Below are 24,693 nucleotides of genomic sequence, written 5' to 3'. Positions count from 1 at the left end.
AAAACAATCTAGCCGCTATTGGGATATCTGCGCCAACTTTGCCCGTTCTTCATCCGTCAACGCGCGATAGTCGCCAGCTGCCATATTTTCCGGTAAACGCAGCGGTCCCATCGCGATGCGGGTCAAAGCCAGCACCTCATTATCGACCGCCAGCAGCATCCGCTTGATTTGATGATACTTACCTTCCGTGATCGTCATTTGGATCACTTTATTATCAGTTGCCGGCACCACCGTTACTTCTGCCGGGGCTGTCGTAAAATCCTCTAAAACAATGCCTTGTTCTAGCTGGCGCTTCATGTCATCAGTGAGCGCTTTTGCCAGTGTAGCCGTATAGGTTTTGGCAACGTGATGATTCGGCGCCAAGAGTCGATGCCCTAAATTGCCGTCGGTGGTCAGTAATAATAGTCCCGTCGTGTCTTTATCCAACCGGCCAACCGGGTATAAACCAGGCCGGTAATCATGCGGCCGAATCAAATCAAGAACAGTCGGTTGTACCGGATCCTCGGTTGCTGTAATGACCCCTGCCGGCTTATTCATCAAATAATCGACTTCAAGTGGCCCATCGGCTTGAGCATCGTTCACTTCCACTGCAACGCCCGGTAAAATATTGTAGCCCGGATCCGTTACGAGTTCCCCGGCAACCCGAACGCGTTTATCACGAATGAGCGCCTTGACTTCTTTTCGACTGCCAAATTGCAAATGACTTAAATACTTATCTAATCGCATAACATCACCGAATGTGTAAAATTTCGCGTAACCGACTGACTCGTTCGCCAATAATCATATCTGCCAAGCGCGTTTTTAAAATTAAATAACCATAAATCAGTACCCCGACACCAACCGCTACCAACAAAACCAAAGCAGCGCCAAACTGACTTTGCGGGTTGATGATCATGCCGGAAAGGTTCACGATCAGGTAGCAAACGGCGCACATGATCAATGAAAACGCCAGAATACCGATACCGCGACGAATCGTTTGACGCACGTGAATATTGTACATCCGATTCGTCGAATACAGCATCAGCAGGCTTGATACCGTCATGCCAAGCATCGTTGCGATAATCGGCCCATAGACATCGAAAAAGAAAATCATCGGCCACTGCGCGATGACTTTGACCGCCATCCCCACCAGCATTTCCTGAATTGCCAGACGATTGTTGAACAGGCCCTGAAGAATCGCAGCTAACACCGTAAATAGGCCCAGTAAAATTGCTAAAATTGATGACCACTGTAATAACCTGATGCCCAACCAATCCATATCACGATAAAACAAAACATATAAGGGACGCGCAACCGCCACCATCCCAAAGGCTGAAGGAATCATTACAATAAAGAACAGCTGTAAGGTGTTCGTGATTTGCCGAGCCAACCCCGCAACATCACCACGCGTTTTGGCACCGGCCAGCAAGGGCACAACGGTAATGGCCATGGCAACCGCCAAGCTAACAATAATCATAATCAACTTATTCGCATTACCGGCAAATAAGGCGTAGAACCGATCCAGTTGGTCCTCACTTACGCGATAAAAAGCCTTCATCATCGGGTTAAACGTATATTGATCAATGATGTAGTAAATGTTAATCGTCGAATCCATGATGATGAATGGAATTGCCTGACGCACCACATCCAACAAAATCTCGTTGACGCTGATGTTCAGAGCCTGCTTACTTTGCGCCTCTAACGCATCTAAGCGCGGCTTTTGCTGAACGAAATACACAACCAATAGACCGAGTCCAAAAACTGCGCCAATAAACGCCGCAAATGTTGAATGAACCACCGCATCTAAGTAATGATGATTGCCGGCAACCATAATCGCATACGTCATCACCAGCATGTACAAAATTCGGGCGACCTGTTCAACAAACTGGCTGATCGCGCTTGGTGCCATTTCATTGTACCCTTGGAAAAAGCCGCGAATCAGACTCAACGATGGGATTAGCAACAACGGCCACGCCAACGACCGGAAAACCGGGATCATCCGCGCATCCCCTGCCGCTAATAACGGTGCCAAAAGCCACATCGCACCGCAAGACAAAACACCCATAAGCAGCATGGCGATTGTTCCATGATAAAAGAGCCGCATGCCCGTTTTATACTCGCCCATCGCGTTGTACCGGGCAACTTGCTTGGAAACCGCCCCTGGAACACCCGCGGTTGAAATAATCAAAAACAGACTATAAATCTGATAGCCCTTGGTAAATAAGGCATTTGCCGTTAGAAAAGCTGCACCGAGCCAAATACGCCACGGAATGACATAGATGGCTCCTAAAATCCGTGAAAAAACACTGCCGGCAGTCATCCACGCCGAACCGCGGATCATTTTTTCCTTGTCTGAACGTGGCGGCTGATTGCCGCTGCCCAGCAAATTTTCCATGATAAGCTCCTGTCGTGTTGCGTAATCCTTTATATTTTAGGCAATCCACGCCTCACTTGCAATCTTTCCCGGATTTCTTTGGTGAATCAAAAGAAAACTTTGATAATTCTGGATAAGGCAATTATTAATATGATACCACGCCAAAGGAGGTTTAAAGACCGACTTGGCGTAATAGTCTGGGATAGTCTGGAATGACGGGCTTTGCTTGGGGGGTTAACTTGTGTTTATAGTTGTTAGGGGGATGGTTGATGCTCGCCATAACGCGCTCGCCAGCGCAGAAGCCTTGCGTGTAAGGACCTTGGACGCAATGGCCTAAGCCCGGGCCATCACGCCCAAGGCCACTTACACTCCGGCTTCTAACCGCGCTGACTTGCGCTCAAAAAAATCAGTCCCATCGACCCTCTCAGTCTTTGGCACCGATTTTGTTTCGCTGGAACCTAACGTTGAATGGTTGTCGTAAGATCTTGACGTCACGGATCTTCAATAACTCGCAATATCATCTCATTACTTGGCCACGATGTTGATGATTTTTCTTGGAACCACGATGATCTTTTTAATATCCTTACCGGCCGTGAACTTCTGAACGTTTTCATTGGCCAGTGCAGCTTGCTTGATATCGTCGTCGGATTCGTCGACATTGGCAGTAATGGAGCCGCGGAGCTTGCCGTTGACTTGGACCATCATGTCGTACGTATCGGTCTTGAGCTTGCTTTCATCGTAAGTCGGCCATGGCGCGTATGTCAGGCTGTGATCGTGACCGAGCCGCGACCAGATTTCTTCCATCAAGTGCGGGGCAATCGGCGCGAGCATTTTGACAAAACCTTCGACATATTCAAGCGGCAAATCATCGTCTTTACGTGCCGAATTGATGAAGACCATCATTTGAGAAATCGCAGTGTTAAAATGCAAGGCTTCGTAGTCTTCGGTTACCTTTTTAACGGTTTCGTTGTAAACCTTATCCAAACGGCCGTCGTTGATGGTTGTGATGCGATCACGAAGTTTGCCTTCGTCATCGATAAAGGCACTCCAGACGCGATCCAGGAACTTGCGCGCACCGGCCAAGCCCTTTGTGGACCACGCAATGCCGGCATCCAGTGGACCCATGAACATTTCATAAAGGCGCAGCGTGTCGGCACCATATTCGTCGACCACATCGTCAGGGTTGACGACATTGCCTTTGGATTTACTCATTTTTTCATGATTGTCGCCCAGAATCATGCCTTGGTTATACAGGCGCTGGAATGGCTCTTTATTCGGAATCGCGCCAATATCATAAAGGAACAGGTTCCAGAAGCGCGCGTACAAAAGATGCAGGACGGCGTGTTCAGCGCCGCCAATATAAAGATCAACCGGCATCCACTGCTTGAGCTTGTCGTAATCGGCAAGTGCTTCTTTATTGTGCGGATCGACAAAGCGCAGGAAATACCATGAAGAACCGGCCCATTGCGGCATCGTGTTGGTTTCCCGCTTGCCTTTGCGCCCGTTTTTGTCGACAACATTGACCCAATCTGTCAAATTGGCCAATGGACTTTCACCAGTCCCGCTTGGCTTGATATCGACTTCTTCAGGCAATACCAGTGGCAGTTCATCTTCCGGTACCAGTGTGGTTTCGCCGTCTTCCCAATGAATCACCGGAATCGGCTCGCCCCAATACCGCTGACGGGAAAAGACCCAATCGCGCAACTTATAATTAACTTTGGCGTGACCAATCTCCTTGTCTTCCAACCAGCTAATCATCCGATCAATGGCATCCTGCTCGTTTAAACCATCCAAAAATTCAGAATTGATGTGAACCCCATCGCCAGTGTAGGCCGCTTCGTCAATGTTGCCACCTTCGATAACGGGCTTGATTTCGATCCCAAACTTTTTGGCGAAGGCATAGTCACGATCATCATGCGCCGGCACCGCCATGATTGCCCCAGTACCATACGTCGCCAGGACATAATCCGAGATCCAAATTGGCAGTTTCTCGCCATTAACCGGATTGGTAGCATAGGCACCAGTCCAGACGCCGGTTTTTTCTTTATCCAGCGCAGTCCGATCCAGATCAGACTTATGCGCAGCTTCCTCCACATAGGCATCGACAACTGCCTGCTGTTCTGGTGTCGTAATCTTTTCAACCAATTCGTGTTCAGGCGCCATCACCACATAGGTCGCGCCAAAAAGGGTGTCCGGACGCGTTGTGAACACGTCGAATTTTTCCTGACTGTCGGTGACTGCAAAGGTAATCTGCGCACCGGTGGATTTGCCGATCCAGTTGCGTTGCATCTGTTTGATCGATTCCGGCCAGTCTAGGTCATCGAGATCAGCAAGCAGCTTATCCGCATACGCCGTAATCTTCAGCATCCACTGCCGCATTGGTTTGCGAATGACCGGAAAGCCGCCGCGTTCGGTTTTGCCATCGATAACTTCCTCATTGGCCACAACGGTTCCTAAGTCCGGACTCCAGTTAACCGGCACTTCGGCTTCATAGGCCAACCCATGTTTATACAGTTGTTCAAAAATCCATTGCGTCCACTTATAATAATTTGGATCCGTCGTATTAATTTCGCGATTCCAATCGTATGAAAAGCCAAGACTATTAATTTGACGCTTGAACGTTTCAATGTTTTGCTTGGTGAAGGTACGCGGATTGTGTCCGGTATTCAAGGCATATTGCTCAGCCGGCAAACCGAATGCGTCCCAGCCCATTGGATGCAACACGTTGAATCCCTGCATCCGTTTCATTCGCGCAACAATATCGGTTGCCGTATACCCTTCCGGATGCCCAACATGCAGGCCTTGGCCTGACGGATATGGAAACATGTCCAATGCATAAAAATTCGGTTTTTTCGGATCAGTCGTGGTATTAAACTCGTTATGCTCTGCCCAATAACGTTGCCACTTCTTATCGATCTCATGATGATCATATGCCATTTCTTTACCTCCTGATTATTTTGTGAGCGTGAACCGGCGCGCTTAGGAGCTGAAGTATAAGTGGCCTTGGGCGTGATGGCCCGGGTTTAGGCCATTGCGACCAAGGTCCTTATACGCAAGCTCCTGCGCCGGTGAACGCGTTAATGTGAGCGTGAACCGGCGCGTTATAACGTGAACTAGTTCACTAATTTTTCAAACAAAAAACCGCCCTATCTTCATTAGGACGGCTCAGCCGCGGTACCACCTAAGTTCTGTTTGCACAGCGCTCAAAGGAGATAACGGTCCGACCGGCTGCGATTACTGGCTTCACCGCAGCAACTTCAAAGGCCAGTTCAGTCTTAGCATCGTCAGGCTCGCACCACCGCCTGCTCTCTGATCCCCGCATCGACTTACTACTCCTTTGTTCGTTTGATGATTGCGTCAATCATAGCAAAAACCTTAGATGTGTTCAATGGTCATTATGCTATTCTATTTATATTAGGCATTTTCTTAGCGCATTCGTTACAGTCGATTGTGCTTATTTTGGGAGGTTTGTTTTGGCACAACGTCGTTCACTACCACTTTATCTATCAGGATCTGCATTAATCATTTTCATCACCTTACTAGTCGGCATTGTTAACAACGCAAACTGGATTCATACGGTCGATCAGCGCGTTATCGCCTTTGTGACCCACTTTCACGCAGCAACGCTTAAACCGCTGCTTCTCGTCATTACCGAATTAGGAAACCCCAGCATTTTAATTGTTTTAACCATGGTCTTGGCGGCAGGGCTTTTACTTTGCCGTTATCGGAGTGCAGCCGTGTTTACAGCCAGCGTTGGCGCCATCATGGGGGTGCTCAATGTCAGCATCAAATATCTGATCCAACGGCCGCGGCCGTTCATCGCCGATCCGCAAATTCGCGCCTTAGTCAAAGCCAGCGGATTCAGTTTCCCCAGCGGGCATTCCAGTGGCACCATGATGTTTTATGGCACGATTATTCTTTTGGCATGGACATTGTTCAAACATCCAACTGGCAAATGGCTGATCACGATCCTGGCAGTCTTGATGATCGGCTTGACCGGCTATTCACGCATCTTTGTCCGTGTCCACTATCCGACCGATGTCTTTGCCGGCTTTTCGTTGGGATTCGCCTTGTTAATGCTGAGTTGGTGGTTTTTCAATCCCTACTTATCTCGCCAGCATCAACGTAAGCAAAAAGCAGATCGCTGAGAGAAAACTCGCCATCTGCTTTTTTAATGCCTTGAGTTGACTATTGTGCGTGCGGCACTGCACCACATACATTGTCATTAACTATTTATGTGCCTGCACATCCTGCACGGCTTGCTGGATCAGCTCTTGTTGCACGGCTTTTTGAGCCTGCTTCATTAGCGTGGTCTGATCCGTCGCCAACTTCGGATCGGCTTTGACCAATTCTGCTGCTTTGGCTTTCACCTTTGTCGCCAAGGCGGCTTTTTGCTGCGCAGTTGGGTGCTGCAACGCTTTTAACTTGGTGCTCAGCTGCTTGGCCTGCGTCGTGGTCAAAACGAACCAGCTTTTGGGAATGGCGAGTTGGTTATGCTGAGAGACGAACTGGTCGGCACCTTCATGATTGAATAGTGCACCATAAAAGCCATTTTGATATTCCCACTGTGTCGTCTTACTCGTTAATGAAGCGGTCGTATCAGACGTTCTGGAAACTTTATTATGCACGGCTAGGTCGGCTTTGGTATGCACGGCCTTTTTCTTAGGATCCGTTTTGTAAATATAAACGGCGTGTTTGCCGGCAGTTCCCACGGTTTGCTTCAAAAGCATCGGCATTTGCGCATTAGGCGATGCGGTATAAATGGTCTGCTCGTCGGTCGTTGTCCGCTTAACCATCCCAAAATGGGCATTATCATTCAGCGTGATGAGCAATAAACTGCCCACGACGCCGATACCAAACACAATGATCAATGCGGTGCGTTTAAGCGAACGGTGCATCATGATGAAACTAAGATAAAGGCCAACGACCATTAACCCTAAAAGCCAAAGAATCATGCCTTCACCTTCTTTTCGTCTTTAATTGTCACTTCTTGCGACATGGCATGACTATTCAGGAAGAATGTCAGAATCCAGCCGACAAGACTAAACCCGACTGCCAGTAAAAAGGCCGCGTGATAACCGTTGAGTGTAGCATTGAAAAAGTCTTGCTTATACTGCAGCGGATTACTTTTTACCAGGCTGGCTGCCGGTTTAGTGAGATTGGTGACGTTTGACAGGACTGAGATCAAAACCGCCGTCGTCATCGAAGTCGCAACCTGTCGTACCGTGTTGTTCACCGCCGTGCCATGGCGAATCATGTCAGGCGTCAACGCATTCATCCCATTGGTCGTCAATGGCATCATGACCATTGAAATCCCAAACATCCGTACCGCATAAATCACTGTAATGAAGATTGACGGGGTGTTTGTCGTCAAGAAGAAATATGGCAGTGTCGCAATCGTGAGGAGAAAAAGCCCCAATTGCGCCAACCGTTTGGCACCGATACGGTCGAACACTTGGCCAGTAACAGGGCTCATGACCGCAATCAAAAGTGCCCCCGGCAGCAGTGTCAAGCCAGATTCTAGCGCACTTTTACCGTGAATAATCTGTAAATATAGTGGAAGAATCATTTCAACACCGACCATCGCCATGTTGGCAATCGTCCCCAAAACAGTTGACAGCGCAAAGATTTTACTCTTAAACACCCGCAGCTCGACAAAGGGCTCTTTTAAATGCAGCTGCCGATAGCCAAAAATCACGATGAAAATCAGCCCCACGGCAATTGAACCAAGCACCATCGGATCACCCCAGCCATCGTTCCCGACTTCGGAGAATCCGTATAGCAAGGCACCAAAGCCAATGGACGATTCAATCAGTGACGGCACGTCCAGTTTGGGATTCGACAGCGGCAAAACGTTTTTGAAGAAGAACAACGCCGCGATGATGACCAAACCGGCAATCGGGAGAATCATCCCGAACAAGACCCGCCAGCCGAAATTATCAATGATATATCCGGAAAGGGTCGGTCCAATCGCTGGCGCAACCCCGATCGCGATGCCGGCCATCCCCATGGCGGCGCCACGTCGGTTTGGCGGAAAAATCGACATCATAATATTTTGTAATAATGGCATCGTGATCCCAACACCGACAGCCTGAATCAACCGGCCGGCCAATAAAATCGCAAAACTATTGGCAACAAAAGCGACCAGTGTGCCAACAAAGAAAGTTCCCATGGCACTCATATATAACCATTTGGAAGGCACCTTCGCGCTCAAGTATGCCGAAACCGGGATCATAATCCCATTGACCAACATAAAGCCAGTCGACAACCACTGCACCGTTGCGGTCGAAATGTCGAAGGCTTTCATCAACGTCGGAAACGCAGTGGAAAGGATCGTCTGGTTCAGTACTGTAATAAACGTCCCGACAATGAGCGTGATGACCATCATAGGGACGTTAACCTGCTTCCCGTTGATATCTTTAACGTCCATAACTTCGCCTGATTTCTTTATAATGTTTTGTGTTTTCTATATCACACAATGTAATATTGACAAGATAAAATATTACAATTAAACTGATTAGTTGTCAAGGCAAAGGAGGCAGACCAGACCATGGGACTCTTCAATGAACGTTTACGCTCACTCGATATTTCGCTAGGTATCGGCGAAACCAGCCGGGTTACCGGGGCCACCCCGACCCAAATCCGCTATTGGGAAAAAAAGCATCTGATCCACTCACTGCGACACGAAGCAAATGGCAACAAGCGTTATTCGCTTTCTAATATCGCGTTGATCGTCATGATCAAATCCATGCTGGATGAAGGCTACACCTTAGCCAAGGCCAGTGAAGAAATCGAAAAGTCACACCAAAAAGCCGATAAGCTACACGTCCTCATGAGCACCCGTTTGCAAGGCATTCAGTATGACGACGATCAAACTTTTTTAAATTTCGGCCCGCTGGAAAATGACCCTGGTTTTGATGTCGTTGCCGTGGTTCAGGAAAATACTGCTAAGCTGTATAAAAAAGCCATCCAGCCACCTATGCCACCGCATCAAGGCTCGCTTCCCGAAAATAAAGATGCTACAGGTAGGTCAACTTTATAAGTCCGCGATGGCAAAACTAGCATCAGCAACCATTTTCAGGCAAAAACGATCCTCGAGAGCAACGCAAAATTTGCTTGCTATCGAGGATCGTTTTTTTTACCCAGTCATAAAGCGCATTGCCGACTTTTACCATTTCGCAAACTCAGATTCTTTTACCAAGGATTCAAGCTTCCTCATCAGTTTCCTGAGTCGCTTCTTTTGATAAAACTTTTTTTGCTTCGAAGTGGTTTGCTATCAGTGCCAACGCAACGATGACAATCGAAAAGAAATAGATGTTGTGCAGTCCTTCGTAGAGAATCTGACGAAGTGTCGGCAAAACAGCCGCTGGTAAATTCCGAGCCGTGTGCGGATTGATGAGTTCATTAAGCATGTTGCTATTTAATCGGCCATCAGCCGCAACGCCTTGCGTCAGTCGTAAGTTGAGGACAATGCCATAAATCGACACCATCAATGTCTGCCCCAACGTCCGCGATAACGTGTTAAAGCTCGTTGCAACCCCTACCTGATCAGGCGCAACAATGGCCTGGGCAGTCACGGTCGTAATCGTAATCACCAAACCAAAACCCAAGCCTAAACTACCGGCCACCAGCAAAAAAACAAAATAAGGCGTTGACTGCGGTACAAGCGCCAAGACAAGACTACCGCCAAGTAACCAAATCATGGCGCCGGTCAGAATCGGCTTAGGCTGGAAGCGGCCGAGCAGCTTGCCGGCAACAAAGGAACCGACGACCCACATCAACGAACTCGGGGTAACGGCGAATCCACCGAGCGAGGCATCCATCCCGAGAATTCCCTGAATCCACATCGGCATATAGACTTCAAAACCGATCACGAATCCTGAAATCAGTGCTGCAATCAAATTGTGAACGACAAACGTCCGGTTCTCGAACAACTTAAGATCGATGATCGGATCAATCGCATGCTTTTCCGCTTTCCAGAACCGCCAAAAGCCAAAAGCTGCCACAATGGCCATGCCGGCAATTTGCCAAAGTGCGTTTGGTTCTGCAAGGGCTTGAAATCCGTACATCAACGCCAGCAACGCAATTAGTAACCAGGCGGTCCCGCGAACATCCAGCGGCTGCCGCACCTGCCGCCGATCTTCTTGCAAAAAGAACCAAACAATGCCGAACGTCAGCAAGCCCAGTGGTACATTGATGAAGAAAATCCAGTGCCAACTCAACTGGTCAACAATAAACCCGCCAAGCAACGGGGCAATCACCGAGGCAATTCCCCACATTGACCCGTTAAAGCCCAGCATTTTGGCCCGCTTTTCAAATGGATAAATGTCCGCAATGATCGTGAACGTCACTGGCATAATGGCACCGGCACCAATCCCCTGGATCGCCCGGAAGACGATCAACATGATCATTGACTGTGATAAGCCAGATAATAACGAGCCGATGACAAAAATAGTCAGACCAATTAAGAAGACCGGTTTACGGCCGATCTTGTCACTCAATTTACCATAAATCGGCGTCGCCATGGCGTTGGTCAACAGAAAAATCGAAAAAACCCAGTTCATGAGATGCACACCATGCAAGCTGCCGATAATCGTTGGCATTGCGGTCGAGACGATCGTGCCTTCAATGGCGGTCATAAAAGTGCCAATAAAGATGGCGGTGGTGACAAGTGCAACATTTGTTTTTCTTTGCTTCATAACTACCTCTCTAAAGTGGTGATGCGATGTTGATGTTTGGGTAGCAGCGGTGAAGTGTGGTAGGCGTTTACTGGCGTGGAAGTCTGTAGGTTAAAGAATCAACCCCTTACTTCCGCTCTTCATAACGCGTTCGCAGTCGCAGAAATCTACGTGTAAGGACCTCAAGCCTAAATGGCCAAAGCCCAGCCATTTAGGCTTGAGGCCACTTACACTCCGATTTCTAAGCGCTCCTGCTCACGCTCACACAAAAAAAGACGACCCAACCGGTTTTTCCCGGCTGTGGCCGCCTCTTTTCTCGCTAATCTCGATACTTGAGAAGTGCTTGCACCTTGTCGAGGTGTTCCCAAGGAAGATCAACATCTGTACGTCCAAAATGACCATAAGCCGCCGTTTGTTCGTAAATCGGCCGCTTGAGGTCTAGCATTTTAATAATTCCGGCGGGCCGTAAGTCAAAGTTCTCACGGATTGCCTGTTCAATCAGTTGTTCGGAAATAGCATTGGTGCCAAAGGTATTGACTGACACGGAAACCGGTTTGGCAACGCCGATCGCGTAAGCAAGTTGGACTTCCACGCGCTTGGCTAAACCAGCTGCTACAATGTTCTTAGCAATATAGCGGGCGGCATAACTGGCGGAGCGATCAACCTTAGTCGCATCTTTACCGGAAAAGGCGCCGCCGCCATGTCGGGCAAAGCCGCCATAGGTATCGACAATAATCTTGCGCCCGGTCAAACCGGAATCGGCCTGGGGACCGCCTAAGACAAACCGGCCAGTCGGGTTGACATAGATTTTCGTGTCATCATCCATCATGTCAGCCGGAATGATTTTGCGAATAATTTTGGCCTCCACATCACGCCGAATTTCTTCAAGGGTGACGTCAGGGTCATGTTGAACGGACACGACCACCGAATCAACGCGAATCGGTTGTTCGTTGTCATCATATTCGACCGTGACCTGGGCTTTGGCATCCGGGCGCAAATAACTGATTTCGCCATTATGCCGCAATTTATCGGTCCGCCGCATTAACGCATGGGCTAATGAAATTGGTAAAGGCATGTAAGTATCGGTTTCATCAATCGCAAACCCAAACATCATCCCTTGATCACCGGCACCGATCTTGTCTAAAGGATCGGTATCCGATTCACGGGCTTCAAGGCTTTCATCCACACCTTGAGCAATGTCAGGGCTTTGCTCGTCCAATGCCACTAAAACACCGACACTGTCAGGATCAAAACCGGATTCTTTCGTATACCCGATTTTCTTGATTGTGCCACGGACAACGGATTGAATGTCGACATAGGCATTCGTCGAAATCTCGCCAACAACCAAAACTAAGCCAGTCGTCACGGTTGTTTCACACGCAACCCGCGAATCGGGATCTTTTTCTAGCATCGCATCCAGGATGGCATCGCTAATCTGGTCAGCGATTTTGTCCGGATGTCCTTCTGAAACAGATTCAGAAGTAAATAAGTGGCGTTCTTGCATCGTTTGTTTCCCCCTCATGATTTTCGGTTACAAGGCATGTTCGCTAACGGATAACGAACCCCATCGGGAATGTTTTGCAACTATAGTAGCATAACATAATTTTTGTAAAATTTCCGAAAATCTTTGTCTATGTCACGAGGGTTTTGTAAAATGGAATTGTTACGGAAAGGACATTCAAATTGAAAAAGTTCAATCAAAATGCCTATGCAGCAACTTTTATTGGCCAGGTGCTTGCATACCCATTCTTAATTGCCACGGGTTTGCAAATCAGCTGGAACTTCCAGTTGATCGCACTTTTACTTATGACGCTCTGTCTCGCCGGCACAGGGCTTGTGAAACGCTACGACCTGATGCTGCTGTTAGCTGCCATCATGGGGATTCTCGGTGCTATCAACCAGTGGCTGTTGCTACCGCTAATTGCGGTGCAACTCGTGATCACGTTACTTTTACGAACACAGAAAATGCCTTCCCAATGGATAAACACCGTGATCTTCGGCCAGGCACTTTTAGCGCAGGTCATCATCATATATGCCTGCCTACACTTCTTCAATCGAACGATGTTATTGGATTTAGCGCTTCTTTATTTACCTGCGCTCATTGGATTGTGGGCCGACCACCTGCCAAAATGGACTGACTTAATCCTGCTACTGGTCGTCGGGGCTATCGGTTATTTCCAACAGCGCATGAACCTAATTGCAATTGCTGGTATGTTAGTTGTAGCGCTTGCCATCAGCAGTCGTCGGTCCTTTAAGTTACCGGCTTACAGCTATCAATTCAGTCCTCTTATACTGGCGCTACTGCTTTATTTAACGCGGTTGCATGGGTAGTAGCACTGCGGTTGTCCATCTCTAAATATGTCAACTTATTCAAGCCCGCGACGGTGGTTGTTGCGGGCTTTTGTGTCGAAATTCAGCCTAAATTTACGCTTCCCCAGTTAAAATACTGGGCATCAATTTGTTTTTCTATAGTACGCTCCCAGTCGCAGAAAAAGCGTCAGCTCCTTTTTCGGGAGGCTGACGCTTAACTTAATTGAATGCTGCAGGCATTTTTTAGATTAACAACTGATATTGATTCAGCAAATCCTTGTTGGCATTAGCCCATAGCTTTTGATTAGTTCAGGCCGTATGCCAGCGTCCATGTCAGACTTGCTTCATAAATACCGTTTTGAACAACCGCGGTCTTAGGTAGCACCAGCTTGATATTTTTCTTGTCCCAAGCAAAGACGTTCGCGCCTTCACCTTGTTCAGGTGCAGCATAGGCAACTTGATGACTTGTATCGTTGGTACCCAGATTCAACGTTGTGGTCTTGGCAATGTCAGCCACCGGTGTCAGCGGGCCTACAGGGGTGAAGCCGTCATCCTGCACTTCGTTGGTCAAAGCATAGACGCTGCCGGTTTGGCCATAAGCCGTGTTGGTGAAGGTCAAAGTTGCATCATCAATGGTTTTACCGGTGTCCCCACCGTTATCGTTTTTCAGTGTCAACGGAGAATCAGCTTTGACATTAAGCGTCCAGGAACCGGCCTTGCTGTCAGTTTTACCACTTGCATCCAGCTTATTTTCTGCATCGGTCCGCGTGGTTTGCTTGTCAACAACGGTGGTCCAAACTTTTCCTTTAACGGCAGACAGAGCCTTATCATCGGTGTTTAAAATCGCGGTGAGGTTTGTGTCGCCACTCTTGTAGTTAGGATATCGGTTGTTCGTTGCATTTCCGGCGTTGATCCCGTCGGCAGTGAAGACCGGATATTCAGAAACAAATGACTCGTGATTCCCGAAGTCAAGAATCTTTGGCACCATCTGTAGTCGCAGATAACCCGTGTTCCCAGATGGTGCCGTTTGCCCAAAGGAAATCCCTGCAGTTGTTTTACCTTCCTGCGGTAACGCCTGGCCACCGTTAACATTCGCGTTACCGTCAACCGTTGCTGCTTGAACCGCAGCCGGTGTTGCAATCGCCAGTCCCGAAAGAAGCAGCGCCCCAGTAGCAAGTGCACTGGTCATTTTTGTCACTTTAAACATGAAAACCCTCCTTAGTTATTCAATCCCATCATCGTTGCGAACGCCTCAGTGAATGCGTGATGATGAGATAAAATCATCCAAAACCTGTGTCCCCCAGTTAAATCAGTTAAAATAGATTAACTGTTTTCCACGTATTGAAATCGTTGTAAGTCTTAATCGTTAAACTCAGACAAATCACAAAAACAATCAATAAGACAATCGTCAAGCCGATTAAGAACCATTTGACGCGACGATACGAAAAACGCGTGATCAATGCCTGCACCTGCATCACCTCCTTTGTTGCCCGTTGAAATTAGATTTCAGCCGATTTTTTGGCTTTACGGTGTTGACGCCAGCGGAAAATGACAAAACCGATGATACCCAACACCACAATGCCGATCGCAACCTTCAGCAAATTCCATTTTTGTTGCGCCAGGCGAAATGCGGTGCGCGAACTGACGATTAGTTTGCCATCACCGGTAATGCGCACATACTGGATGATGGTCTTTAAATGGCGTCCCTGTTTAATTTCCGCAACCAGTCGATATTGACCGGATACAGGTTTTTGCCCTTGAATATCGTGCGTCATCACAAACTGAGTCTGAGGCGCGATCCGTGACAACGGCTGCTGCATTTTAAGTGAGAAAAAGCGGCTGGAGGCATTGGTCAGTTGCACGGATGCCGTTGCGTCTTTTAAAAAATGGCGCTCTGGATTCAGAAACTGGTAACGCAACTGAAATCCGGATGATCTTTTGACTAAACTCGTTTGCTTTAGACGCAACGCCTTCAGACTTTGGGAATCACGTCCTTGATGCAAAACCAGCCCGATGGTGTACGCAATGCGCTGACGAACGTTGGCCGTGTCGGTAGGTGTCAGTGCGATTAGATGAATAGCAGACAGGTAAGTGCCTTTTGGCCGAGCCTTACTCGCTTTTAGGACAACCGGTACATCCTTTGTCTCACCCGGCGCAAGTGTGATCTGCGGTGGCGTTTTGACTAGGTCACTGCCGGCAATGGTTAAATACTGCCGATTCACTTGTTTGGGTTTGACATACTGCACAACCCCGTTAGTTCCGGTTTGGGCGTCGAGAATCGATACCCCGACAGTTAAAGCTTTTGCACTGGCGTTATAGGCTTGTACGGTAATCGTTCGATCTTCGGTTTGCGGCAATTGAAGCTCATAGTATCCTGCCGCTTTTTTAACCTGATTATCGTTGGGAATAACAGGCGCCACCATAAGCGTCTGTTGCGGGTTATTGACAGCAGCAACCGCTGTTTTTATCTGATAACCGCTAAATAACAAACACGCAAGTAACATCGCAATGAATGCCAATTGCTGGCAGCGTAATCGCCTTTTCATGATTTTGGCCTCAGTTTAAGCACCCATAACAGCGCCCCTGAACTCGCTAGCAACAGTACGCCGCTGCCGATGGTGGCATAGAGCCAGTGATTAACCGGCTTTTTTATTGCCCGTTCATTAACGGTTTTGGCCTGCGAAGTCGTCACCTTCATGGTTTTCTTAAATGTCCAATTCACTGGAAAACGATTGTAAGTACTCAGGCCCTTTACCGTTGCTTTAATGTGATAAGTCCCCGGCTTCATCTCGTCGTAACTCCAAGAGACAGGGAAAACCATTTTTGAATTTGGCGCAATCATGACGTTGCTGGCCTGGTAAGTGCGAACCTCGCCTTGATCGGCACCGATACTAACGTTGACTTTTGCCTGTGAGATCGCCATCGGTTCAACATTGCGCAGGGTCACCCCTAACGCCGGATGCTTTTGAAACAAGATCGGTTTGGTTTCGTCGTATTTAACATCCGGGAAAACTTCATAGTTCTGTCCGCGCAAGACGACACCGACTGAATAAGCATAGTTCGAGCCGATCGCCGTGCTGCCTGATTTGCCTTTATCCACCCGCTCAATGAAATGCCAATCACCGTAAATCATCCCGTCATAATTGGTCTTAGGCATGGTAATCGTGGCAGTGATAACCTTCATCTGCTTAGGCGCCAGTTTAATCGTGGCACTGCCGCGGTCTAACGTTGCCACCGTTGTAAATGGATGTTTCAAGCTCGGATCCAAATCACTGGTCTTAGGCGTAAATTCAATCCCGCCACCATCTTGCGTATAGGCATTGCGCAAGTCGCTGGCCACCGTAATATTTTTATCTGAAAAATTCTGAACCCGCATTTGAATGGTATGGGTGGAATCTTTTGGATAAACCAAGTCAAAATAATTTAACTGGGTATTGGTTTGGGCATCGGGCAAAACCGGTTGCACTTCAAAATCAGTCTTTTCACTTTCGTTTTCTGCTAACACGCGTTGTGGTACGGTTCCAAAAAACACAAGCCCCAAAATAAGCAGCATGCCGTACCACGACTTTTTCCATTTCAAACCTCATTCCCCCTCGCTTGCCGCCTTAACCAAATGCGGCAGGTTGGCCAACTTGATCCTCACGGCAACATCGACAGATTCCAGGTCAACGTTGTTTTGTAGTGTGCCTGGTAACGCTTGGTGCTTGCTGGTACATGCAGACCGACACTTGTTGGGGCACTGTCAGCATCCCCGAAATTCAATCGCCACGTGCTTGCCCCGCTATTGTCATACTGGGTGCCGGTTGCTTCGGCTTGTTCAGCATCGTCCTTGAGATAATGACCTCGCTTATCAATTGCAGCCAAGACAGTGGATTTTGTAGCTGTTGGATCCAAAGCAAAGTCATCAGGTGCTTTATAAATCAAGTTGTCTTGTTGTGCCCAGGCCGGTCCGGAAACCATCGTGTGTTGCAACCGCGGATTCAGAAAATGCAATGTAGCATTATCTAATGTATGCGACACGTGCAAATCAGGATTTTGGCTGTCAGGTTTTACCTCCGAAGTGAATTGTCCATTTTGCTGAACACTAAGTTGCCATTGGGAAACCCCGTAATAATCTTCAATCGTGACCCCAAACGGCAATTTCTGTTTGGTTTTTGCCTGATTCTCGCCAACGTAATAGGTCCGATCAACACTGTTGGTGTCAAAATCACCAAAATCCAACGACGGGTCAACCGTCAATTTCAGCATCGGTTTCTCATACCGATAAGTGATCACAGTTTCTTCCTTATTGAAAACCGGATCGACAACTGCAGCTTGATCAAACGTTGCCTGGGTAAGGTCGGCGCTGCTGGCCTGATCAATGACGGTCCAGTCCTTAATCGCTTTAGGCCGAATTGCGCTAGCATCAACGTCTGAAACTTTCTGCCCGATTTTGCCCGTGACTGTCACTTCAGGTGCGATCACTTCCGGCTTAGCCATATCGCTAGCCCGATTCACATAGCGGAAAGTAACTTTGCCGGTTGTGGCCGGTAAATGAATCGTGGTCTGGTTCGAGGTGATCTGATCACTCCCGGAACCGCCAACCGACGCTTGATTAAGAATCGTTTCAGCAGTATCTTGGCGGGCAATTTTGGCTGTAAACCGAATCTTAAAACTGTCGCCGTCTTTAATGGTGTAAGGGAACGGAATCGTATGATTGGTTTTAAAATTTTCTTCAGCCGCAGTGTATGGTTTAAACGCGCCACCTGTGTCAGCGTTGGCCATCTGTAAGGAGCCATTTTGGTAAGTGTGGTTGGCGTCAAGTTGGTCTTTAATGCTACCGGTGGTGCCGCCAAGCAAATTGGTGTAAGTCAGCTCATAAGTGACCAGATCACCGTCTTTTGCGTTAGTTGATGTTTTAAAATCCGTTTCCCCAGCCGTATCGTTACGAACCGCCTTTTTCAAGACATAACTCAATGGTGGTCGCCGTGCTTCATACTGATAGGTCACGGTATACGGAACAGTGGCTGAAAACGTTCCGGCATCCTTTTGGTCTGGCGTATTCGCCGTATATTTGCCTGTGTACTGATACCAGTCATCGCCTTTGTGAATCCATTCCGGCCGCCGCTTAGCCGCATCCCATTGGTTCCCCGGATCACCGGGAATCGTGAGTGGATCTTGGATTGCGTTGCCTGCCGTGTCTACAAAGTTAACAGTCACCGGCTGGGCATTTTGCGGCATCTTAAGCAACGCCACTGCTTGGAAAGTCGGATGCGTACCGCTGGAACCGGTATAACCGAAAAGCACCTTGTCTGATTTGAAGTAATCCAATACGTTGTTAATTCTAAAAATGCTTCCTTCTGCCGGATTGCCATCCATATAGTATTGAAGATCGCCACCCAGAATTCGCACCCCATCTTTGTAAGTTACCGATGGGGTCCATTTAACTGTAAACGGGCGAAACTTACCATTCGACAGTTTGGTTGCGTCCGTTAAAGGAATGTATTGAAGATGCCCGATATCTTTAGATACTTTGGTGGTCAACGGGGTTTCGCCCGGCCGAACCACCCCTAGATGACCGGTCATTTTGGTATTGGGATAATTAATGTCATATTGATCGTCAAACTGTTTAGGATCGCCGCTCCAGTAACTATCCATCTCAATAGACAATGCATTTTGAATATAGTGGCTGATCAACTCCTGCTTCGGCGGACCGCTTCTGGACCATGGATACGCGCCTAAGCCCCCGCCCGGCGCACCATAAGCGGCAATACCTTCAGGATCATTTTGCAAAGTAAACGTCATCCCGTCTGCATCATAACCAGGCCGCGAACCAAAGTAATGAGCAGTCTCGTAGGTAAAGGCGCTGTTAAGATCAATCCGCTGTTTACTCCACATACCACCAATTTGCCAATTTTGATAATTCGCTGACCCAGTCACAATCAATGCTTGCGGATAAGTTGTACTAAAAGACGAACGGTTCTGGTTATATTCCGGCTTTGCCGTGCTCTTGAAAAAGTAATCCGGTGCCTTTAATGCAGAATCTGGAATACCCGAATCAGGTGGAATATCATCATCCGCCGCTACGGCCTTTTGAATCGGAAACAATAACATAAAAAGCATCGCAACGAAAATCCCAGCAATTGTCAGTACACGTTTCACCCACATCACCCCCAACTTTTCAGCAATTCTTAAAAGCGTTTTCTTTTATCGAATCTTACCGTACGATAACTATAACAAGGCTGTTAAACATGAGCAACATAATATTATGTATATTTCATGACTTATAAGTTAATATAATACCCGTTTTTATATTTTGGTTTCCTAAATAAACTATTAAGGCCATAAACTTTTATAAGAACATCGTGTTTTTAATTTTTATGTAAATATTACAAGCTCAAGATTGCCTTTTTATTGTTTTTGATTCGTTATGTTCATTTTTTGGGTTTTAGACAAATAGTAACAGTCACCGCACTCGCCTAAATTTTAGTTATTCATAATTACTGGCTGTCAGTTAAGTTTCTTGTGAGTAGTTAATTGCTAAATAAATAAATTTATAAAGATGATCCGTTTGACGCCTTTATCTGGAGGTTAGCGATACATTGTGCGAAATCAATCAAGCAAGCAGATGTCATCATGTTATAATTTATTTAATAGAAATTGACTGGAGGTATTCCCGTGCAAAGTCAAAGTCGTGAAGGCAACCGCGTTTCACGTCGGTTCTTTGTTATCTTGTTTGTTTTTTCGTTGTTGGTTTCGGCTTTGGCATTCACGTCAAGCAAAGCTGCAACCACGAGTGCTGACAAAAGTATTCCGATGATTGGATTGAATAGCAACGATGCGACGATTACCGATATGAATGGCCATGATGTCACCAATGAGCCTAAACTTTCCAAAGACTTCATCTACACCCTTAATTACCATTGGCGCGTGCCTGACCAAACCGTCATTGCGGCTGGTGATATGGCAAAAGTTAACTTACCGGCCACGGTCGTCATTCAAACCGATCTTAGCTTTCCAGTGAAAGATCCCAAAACAGGCGCCGTTATCGGCAAATTTTCCGCTAAAGCAGGCAGCCAAACAGCTCTTTTGACGTTCACCGACTTCTTCAGCCATTCCACTGTGGGGCGAACTGGTACTTTAACCTTTACTGCCCAAGGTACATATGATGACCATGAGCATCATCAAGTCGGCTGGTATATTGCTAAATCAGGATGGGCAGTCCTGCCACCCGCTAATGCTTCAGCAGCTGAAAAAGCTCAGTATGTCGATAGCCTTGGCCGACCTAAGATTCTGCAGTGGGAAATTACCGTCAATCCCCAAATGGTCCAAGTTAACCACCTAGTTCTCAATGACACCCTTGGCAGTGGTCAAACTTTTGACGCCACTCGAAAAATCCAAGTTGAAACTGGTAACTATTCCCAAGGTGCTTTCCACCAAAGCGGCACCATGAACCCGGACTATCAAATTAAAGGAAACCAAATTAAAATTGAACTAGGTAATATCAATCAAACCATTAAGATTGATTTATGGACAAATCCAAGTCCAGCAAGTTTTGCCCAAACGACAACGTGGACAAACCAAGTATCTGCAGAAGCTCAGAATCAAGGCAGTGGCTTGCCGGCAGATGCAAAAGGCAAAATCGTGTGGACAGATAATGGCAGCGGTAACGGTAAGGTTGGTCAAGTCACACTAATCAAACGTGATCAAGATCATCCCAAAAAGGGGTTAACGGGTGCGGTTTTTGCTCTTTACCGCGCCAACCACACCTTGGTTCGCGCAAACCTAACAACCGATGCCCAAGGTCAGCTAACCATTCGTCAATTATTGGCCGGTAGCTATTACTTTGTTGAGACAAAAGCACCTAATGGCTACGAATGCAATCCAACACCGTTACCCTTTACAATTAATACCCAACATCCGCAAGTCACCATTCAAGCAAACGACCGAGCTTCTGCAACCCCGCCACCGGTCAAACCTTCGACATCATCGATGCCTTCTGCGTCTGCAAGCAAGCCGTCTGAATCAGGTTCCAGCCTCCCATCCCCATCATCAAAACCTTCCACATCGGTAAGTACCCCCTCTGACTCAACACCTAAGCGCCCGTCAACACCGTCAAAGCCTTCTACATCAGTAAGTAGTTCCTCTGCTTCAAGACCCAAGGGCCCATCCACTTCGTCAGAACCTTCCACATCTGTAAGTGATTCTTCTAATTCAAGTTCCATGCTGCCATCTACATCGTCAGAGCCCTCCACATCGGTAAGCAGTTCTTCTACCTCAAGACCCAAGCATCCGTCAACATCGTCACAGCCTACTACATCCATAAGTGATTCTTCTAATTCAAGTGCCGAACTGCTATCCAAATCTAACAACCAGCCCGGAGGCATGAATCATTCTCAAAATCAGCGTCATCTGCCGGACACTGGCGAACGCCTGGAAATCGCCGCCGCCATGTTAGGTAGCTTTCTAACATTAATTGGAGTTGTTCTGTTCGTTAAAGTCCGCAAGTAAATTGAACTAAGCAGTAAATTGCCATGATGACATAATGAGGCTGTTATCATGGCTTTTTGTGCGTCTCCCAACCATGGGCATATATGAAGATGGTTTAGATCAGTTGCCAATCAATGCATCACCGCTCAATGAATACCGCCGAATCATGAAACGGTTTTGGTCTCGTTTTTTAAAAGCAGACAAAATCAGAGCAAAAAAGAAACCCGAAATGCTATCGAATCAGCATTTCGGGTTTCTTGTGGAAAGTATGTAGAGACAACAAAACGGAGAGTAAGTGCGAAAACAAACGTATATACAATAGTATTAAACCACATTTTGTGCATATTTTGTGCACAAAAATAAGCCTCCCTGAGCAAGGGAGGCAGAACGACAAGGTATTGCAGGCTGACTAAAATATTTAGTTGCTTACGTATCTTATTTTACAGCATTGTGCCAGTGCTTCAAAGCAACAAAAAAAGCCCTCCACCCGCATTAGCGAGCAGAGGACTTTTTGTTATCGGATATACAGGTTTTCGCCTGGGTAGATCAGGCTGTAGATTGATTTGCCATTGTTAGCTGCCAGTGTGTACATGCTGATGCCATACTTGCTGGCAATGCTCCAGAAGCTGTCACCATATCGGACTGTGTAGTACGTGTGGCTTACCGGCGAGGTATATCCAGACGAACGCGAGCCATAGCTCTCCCCACCATTCACGCCTAAGGCAACATAGTGATACCTGCCTGAGTAGCTGAGATAACGTGCCCAAACATATGTGCCACGGATATACACGTGATCATAAATCACACTTTCACCCGGGGCGTAGCTACCAACGGATGCATAGCCGGTGCCGGCACCAGTGCGGATGTTAACAGTCGCGGACGGCTTGAAAACACCAGTTTGCGCATAGTCAGTATCACTCGCTGCATTTGATTTTGCTGGCTGGCTTGGCACCGGTGTTACAGGCACTGACGGAGTTTCTGGCTGCTTCGAGTATCCATTATCGGTCACACCAAGCAGATCAATGTTACCATCGAGGCCTTGCGACAGCCCAAATGCGCTCGTGTACTGCCAAATAGCTACCCCATCCATACTCGGAAAATAACCGTAGTCTGGTTTGGTAGTTGGTAGATAATCACGGTAAGCAGCAATCCAAAGGCTGTTAGGAAATTCTTTCAGGATACGCTGATAATCGACGTGTGCCAATGTATATGGCTTGTAACTGTAATACATTGGCGTGTAGCCTTCTGAACGAATGCGCCGCATGCCAGCTAAAATTGCATCCGTATTAGCTGCCATATTGCCAGAAGCACCATCTTCGTAATCCAAAGCAACGATGCTTCCCTTTGGTGTCTGCGCTTTGATACGAGGCATATAACGGTCAAGTGCTTCTAACCCCAACTGGCTACTTCCACCAACGCCATACCAGATGTAGCTATGCACATGTTTTCCTGCCGCCTTGGCACTAGCAATTTGGCTATCATACGTCCACTGATCGATGTAAGTACCACCGTAAGTACCGCCAATCTGAGCGATGATGAACTTGTCTTGGTCTGTTCCATATCGTCCACTTGCTCCCTGATACTTTGACCAATCAGGTCCCTGATCTCCCTTGGCCGCATTCACCTGCGATGGCAGGGCAAAAGAAATAGCCGCCAAGAAGGCGACTACCAAGGTGATTAGTTTAGTTTTAAATTTCATGGTGCCCTCCTTATTGCTGTGGAGCAACAGATGTCGGTGCTGACTCCGCCGGTGCTGCAGAAGACGTCTCTGGAACCACTTCACTAGCAGCAGTTACCTGGTCAGCCTCTTTATCCGCTTGCAGTGCCTTAATCTGGTCCTCTAAGGACTTGATCTTATCTGCCTTGGTGGTAATGAGTGCCGGGTAAGCTAACGCCTGTTGGCTGTCGCTGACGCCCTCTGTGGTTGGGTCAACGGCAACCCCCACAATGGTCAACAGTGCAAATACTGCATTGATCACTGCGGTGAGCTCCTTGCCCAAGTTGGCAAAATCCCAGTTGTAACCGAAAACCGCTGCCACTGTTTGTACAACCAACAAAGCTGCCGGCACTAATGCCAGCCAGAATTTGACGCTTAATACTCGTACTTTCCAATTAATCTTCATACTGAACATTCCTTTCAGTTTTTAATCCGAAGTTGCAAAACTTTGTTATATAGCGCTTCGCCCGTTCCGTTACCGCCCAGTGCTTTGTAGCTGCGGAAAAGGTAATTAAGATCGTCCAAGTCGTCCGTGCTGATATACCCCACCTCGATATGATGGTTACACAGCATGTAAACCTCATGATGAAGCAAACCGACAAGGCCTGAATCAATTGCCTTTCCATGCTTTCGATGCATGCGCCATTGGCTTGCAAACCAACCAAACAAAGCTCCACCACCCAACTCCACAAACATATCTATCCAACTCTTGAAATCCACATCTTTATACTTCCTTCCATAAAAATAGCCGCTAGCTTTTGCTGGCGGCATAGTCACTGCCTGTAATTTGTTTGTATTGGTCCTCCGTTATTTGCCGCCCCACGTACTGCTCTATCGGGCACCCCCAAGAATATAGTGTGCCACAAAATTCAAAGTCACTCATTTTTTCCACCATCCTCAAGCTTTGTCACACGGGCATACAGTGCGGCAATCATCTGCTGTTCAGGTGACGGTCCGGGAAGTGGATGATCATTAGCCGGATCGTAACCCTCATCGGCAACGATTTTGCCGTCTACAAGAGATGCGTGACCCTCAAAAAACTGAGACACGTCAGTTGCCTCTATGATTTGTTGACCGTCCTCTGTTGATCCTACTTTGGCATCTTCCGCTTCATAGGCCCAGTTGGTCAGGCGGTTTTGCTCATCTAGCCAAATCTTAATCTTCAT

Annotated in this window: 20 protein-coding genes, 1 riboswitch and 1 other annotated feature; of the genes, 4 read left to right on the top strand and 16 right to left on the bottom strand. The window is 47.5% G+C overall.

Annotated elements, in window-relative coordinates; translation table 11 throughout:
• Positions 1 to 15 precede the first annotated feature (15 nt).
• The 3 genes from LACSTY_RS04220 to leuS form a co-directional block, all read right to left on the bottom strand.
• Positions 16 to 726, bottom strand: coding sequence for a pseudouridine synthase (locus LACSTY_RS04220; protein WP_087913234.1), 711 nt, complete (start codon positions 724 to 726; stop codon positions 16 to 18).
• Positions 727 to 730: 4 nt separating this feature from the next.
• Positions 731 to 2,374 (bottom strand): putative polysaccharide biosynthesis protein, encoded by a 1,644-nt coding sequence (locus tag LACSTY_RS04215; RefSeq protein ID WP_025012494.1) that lies wholly within the window; start codon positions 2,372 to 2,374, stop codon positions 731 to 733.
• 504 nt (positions 2,375 to 2,878) lie between these two features.
• Positions 2,879 to 5,290: a leucine--tRNA ligase gene (gene leuS / locus LACSTY_RS04210; protein WP_049169101.1), complete on the bottom strand. Its 2,412-nt coding sequence runs from the start codon at positions 5,288 to 5,290 to the stop codon at positions 2,879 to 2,881.
• Positions 5,291 to 5,506: 216 nt separating this feature from the next.
• Positions 5,507 to 5,700: a binding site (T-box leader), on the bottom strand.
• Positions 5,701 to 5,826: 126 nt separating this feature from the next.
• Between leuS and LACSTY_RS04205 the strand changes: the two genes are divergently transcribed.
• A complete protein-coding gene (locus LACSTY_RS04205; protein ID WP_087911811.1) occupies positions 5,827 to 6,501 on the top strand; it encodes a phosphatase PAP2 family protein in 675 nt (224 codons plus the stop codon).
• Positions 6,502 to 6,582: 81 nt separating this feature from the next.
• On the opposite strand, the gene LACSTY_RS04200 is transcribed toward LACSTY_RS04205, so the two are convergent.
• Together LACSTY_RS04200 and LACSTY_RS04195 are read right to left on the bottom strand one after the other, a co-directional pair.
• Entirely contained in the window at positions 6,583 to 7,308 is a 726-nt protein-coding gene (locus tag LACSTY_RS04200; protein ID WP_087911810.1) for a DUF4811 domain-containing protein, read from the bottom strand.
• Complete coding sequence (locus tag LACSTY_RS04195; protein ID WP_087911809.1) at positions 7,305 to 8,783, bottom strand: MDR family MFS transporter; 1,479 nt, start codon at positions 8,781 to 8,783, stop codon at positions 7,305 to 7,307. The genes LACSTY_RS04200 and LACSTY_RS04195 overlap by 4 nt, the downstream gene beginning before the upstream one ends.
• Before the next feature lie 120 nt (positions 8,784 to 8,903).
• Between LACSTY_RS04195 and LACSTY_RS04190 the strand changes: the two genes are divergently transcribed.
• A complete protein-coding gene (locus tag LACSTY_RS04190) occupies positions 8,904 to 9,395 on the top strand; it encodes a MerR family transcriptional regulator (protein ID WP_049169105.1) in 492 nt (163 codons plus the stop codon).
• A 163-nt stretch (positions 9,396 to 9,558) separates the two neighbouring features.
• Here LACSTY_RS04190 and LACSTY_RS04185 read toward each other — a convergent pair whose 3' ends face one another.
• On the bottom strand, positions 9,559 to 11,052 hold the full coding sequence (locus tag LACSTY_RS04185) for an MDR family MFS transporter (protein WP_087911808.1): 1,494 nt from the start codon (positions 11,050 to 11,052) through the stop codon (positions 9,559 to 9,561).
• A 298-nt stretch (positions 11,053 to 11,350) separates the two neighbouring features.
• Complete coding sequence (gene metK, locus LACSTY_RS04180) at positions 11,351 to 12,535, bottom strand: methionine adenosyltransferase (protein ID WP_010489553.1); 1,185 nt, start codon at positions 12,533 to 12,535, stop codon at positions 11,351 to 11,353.
• A riboswitch (SMK box riboswitch) is annotated at positions 12,533 to 12,620 on the bottom strand. Its footprint overlaps the gene before it by 3 nt.
• Positions 12,621 to 12,714: 94 nt before the next feature.
• On the opposite strand from metK, the gene LACSTY_RS04175 reads away from it, so the two are divergent.
• On the top strand, positions 12,715 to 13,362 hold the full coding sequence (locus tag LACSTY_RS04175; protein ID WP_087911807.1) for a hypothetical protein: 648 nt from the start codon (positions 12,715 to 12,717) through the stop codon (positions 13,360 to 13,362).
• A 283-nt stretch (positions 13,363 to 13,645) separates the two neighbouring features.
• Here the strand turns inward: LACSTY_RS04175 and LACSTY_RS04170 are convergent, their stop codons facing one another.
• The 5 genes from LACSTY_RS04170 to LACSTY_RS04150 all read right to left on the bottom strand — a co-directional run bounded on the left by LACSTY_RS04170 (position 13,646) and on the right by LACSTY_RS04150 (position 19,443).
• Positions 13,646 to 14,548 carry a WxL domain-containing protein gene (locus LACSTY_RS04170; protein ID WP_025012484.1) on the bottom strand — a complete coding sequence of 301 codons (903 nt, stop codon included), beginning with the start codon at positions 14,546 to 14,548 and terminating at the stop codon, positions 13,646 to 13,648.
• Between the two features lie 106 nt (positions 14,549 to 14,654).
• Positions 14,655 to 14,810: a hypothetical protein gene (locus LACSTY_RS04165; RefSeq protein WP_087911806.1), complete on the bottom strand. Its 156-nt coding sequence runs from the start codon at positions 14,808 to 14,810 to the stop codon at positions 14,655 to 14,657.
• Positions 14,811 to 14,840: 30 nt separating this feature from the next.
• Positions 14,841 to 15,887, bottom strand: a complete 1,047-nt coding sequence (locus LACSTY_RS04160) for a DUF916 domain-containing protein (RefSeq protein WP_087911805.1) — start codon at positions 15,885 to 15,887, stop codon at positions 14,841 to 14,843.
• On the bottom strand, positions 15,884 to 16,894 hold the full coding sequence (locus LACSTY_RS04155) for a WxLIP family cell surface protein (protein WP_225362720.1): 1,011 nt from the start codon (positions 16,892 to 16,894) through the stop codon (positions 15,884 to 15,886). Before LACSTY_RS04155 ends, LACSTY_RS04160 begins: the two co-directional genes overlap by 4 nt.
• A gap of 86 nt (positions 16,895 to 16,980) precedes the next feature.
• Complete coding sequence (locus tag LACSTY_RS04150) at positions 16,981 to 19,443, bottom strand: lectin-like domain-containing protein (protein WP_306391018.1); 2,463 nt, start codon at positions 19,441 to 19,443, stop codon at positions 16,981 to 16,983.
• A 555-nt stretch (positions 19,444 to 19,998) separates the two neighbouring features.
• Between LACSTY_RS04150 and LACSTY_RS04145 the strand changes: the two genes are divergently transcribed.
• Positions 19,999 to 21,831 carry an LPXTG cell wall anchor domain-containing protein gene (locus LACSTY_RS04145; RefSeq protein ID WP_087911802.1) on the top strand — a complete coding sequence of 611 codons (1,833 nt, stop codon included), beginning with the start codon at positions 19,999 to 20,001 and terminating at the stop codon, positions 21,829 to 21,831.
• A gap of 493 nt (positions 21,832 to 22,324) precedes the next feature.
• Here the strand turns inward: LACSTY_RS04145 and LACSTY_RS04140 are convergent, their stop codons facing one another.
• The 4 genes from LACSTY_RS04140 to LACSTY_RS04120 form a co-directional block, all read right to left on the bottom strand.
• Positions 22,325 to 23,509 (bottom strand): GH25 family lysozyme, encoded by a 1,185-nt coding sequence (locus LACSTY_RS04140; RefSeq protein ID WP_087911800.1) that lies wholly within the window; start codon positions 23,507 to 23,509, stop codon positions 22,325 to 22,327.
• Between the two features lie 10 nt (positions 23,510 to 23,519).
• Positions 23,520 to 23,933 (bottom strand): phage holin, encoded by a 414-nt coding sequence (locus LACSTY_RS04135; RefSeq protein WP_087911799.1) that lies wholly within the window; start codon positions 23,931 to 23,933, stop codon positions 23,520 to 23,522.
• 14 nt (positions 23,934 to 23,947) lie between these two features.
• Positions 23,948 to 24,298 (bottom strand): hypothetical protein, encoded by a 351-nt coding sequence (locus LACSTY_RS04130; protein WP_016386759.1) that lies wholly within the window; start codon positions 24,296 to 24,298, stop codon positions 23,948 to 23,950.
• A 104-nt stretch (positions 24,299 to 24,402) separates the two neighbouring features.
• Entirely contained in the window at positions 24,403 to 24,693 is a 291-nt protein-coding gene (locus LACSTY_RS04120; protein WP_003582527.1) for a hypothetical protein, read from the bottom strand.

The organism is Lacticaseibacillus styriensis, from assembly GCF_030770295.1.
Lineage (GTDB): Bacteria > Bacillota > Bacilli > Lactobacillales > Lactobacillaceae > Lacticaseibacillus > Lacticaseibacillus casei.
This window is presented reverse-complemented; position numbering and strand designations above follow the sequence as displayed.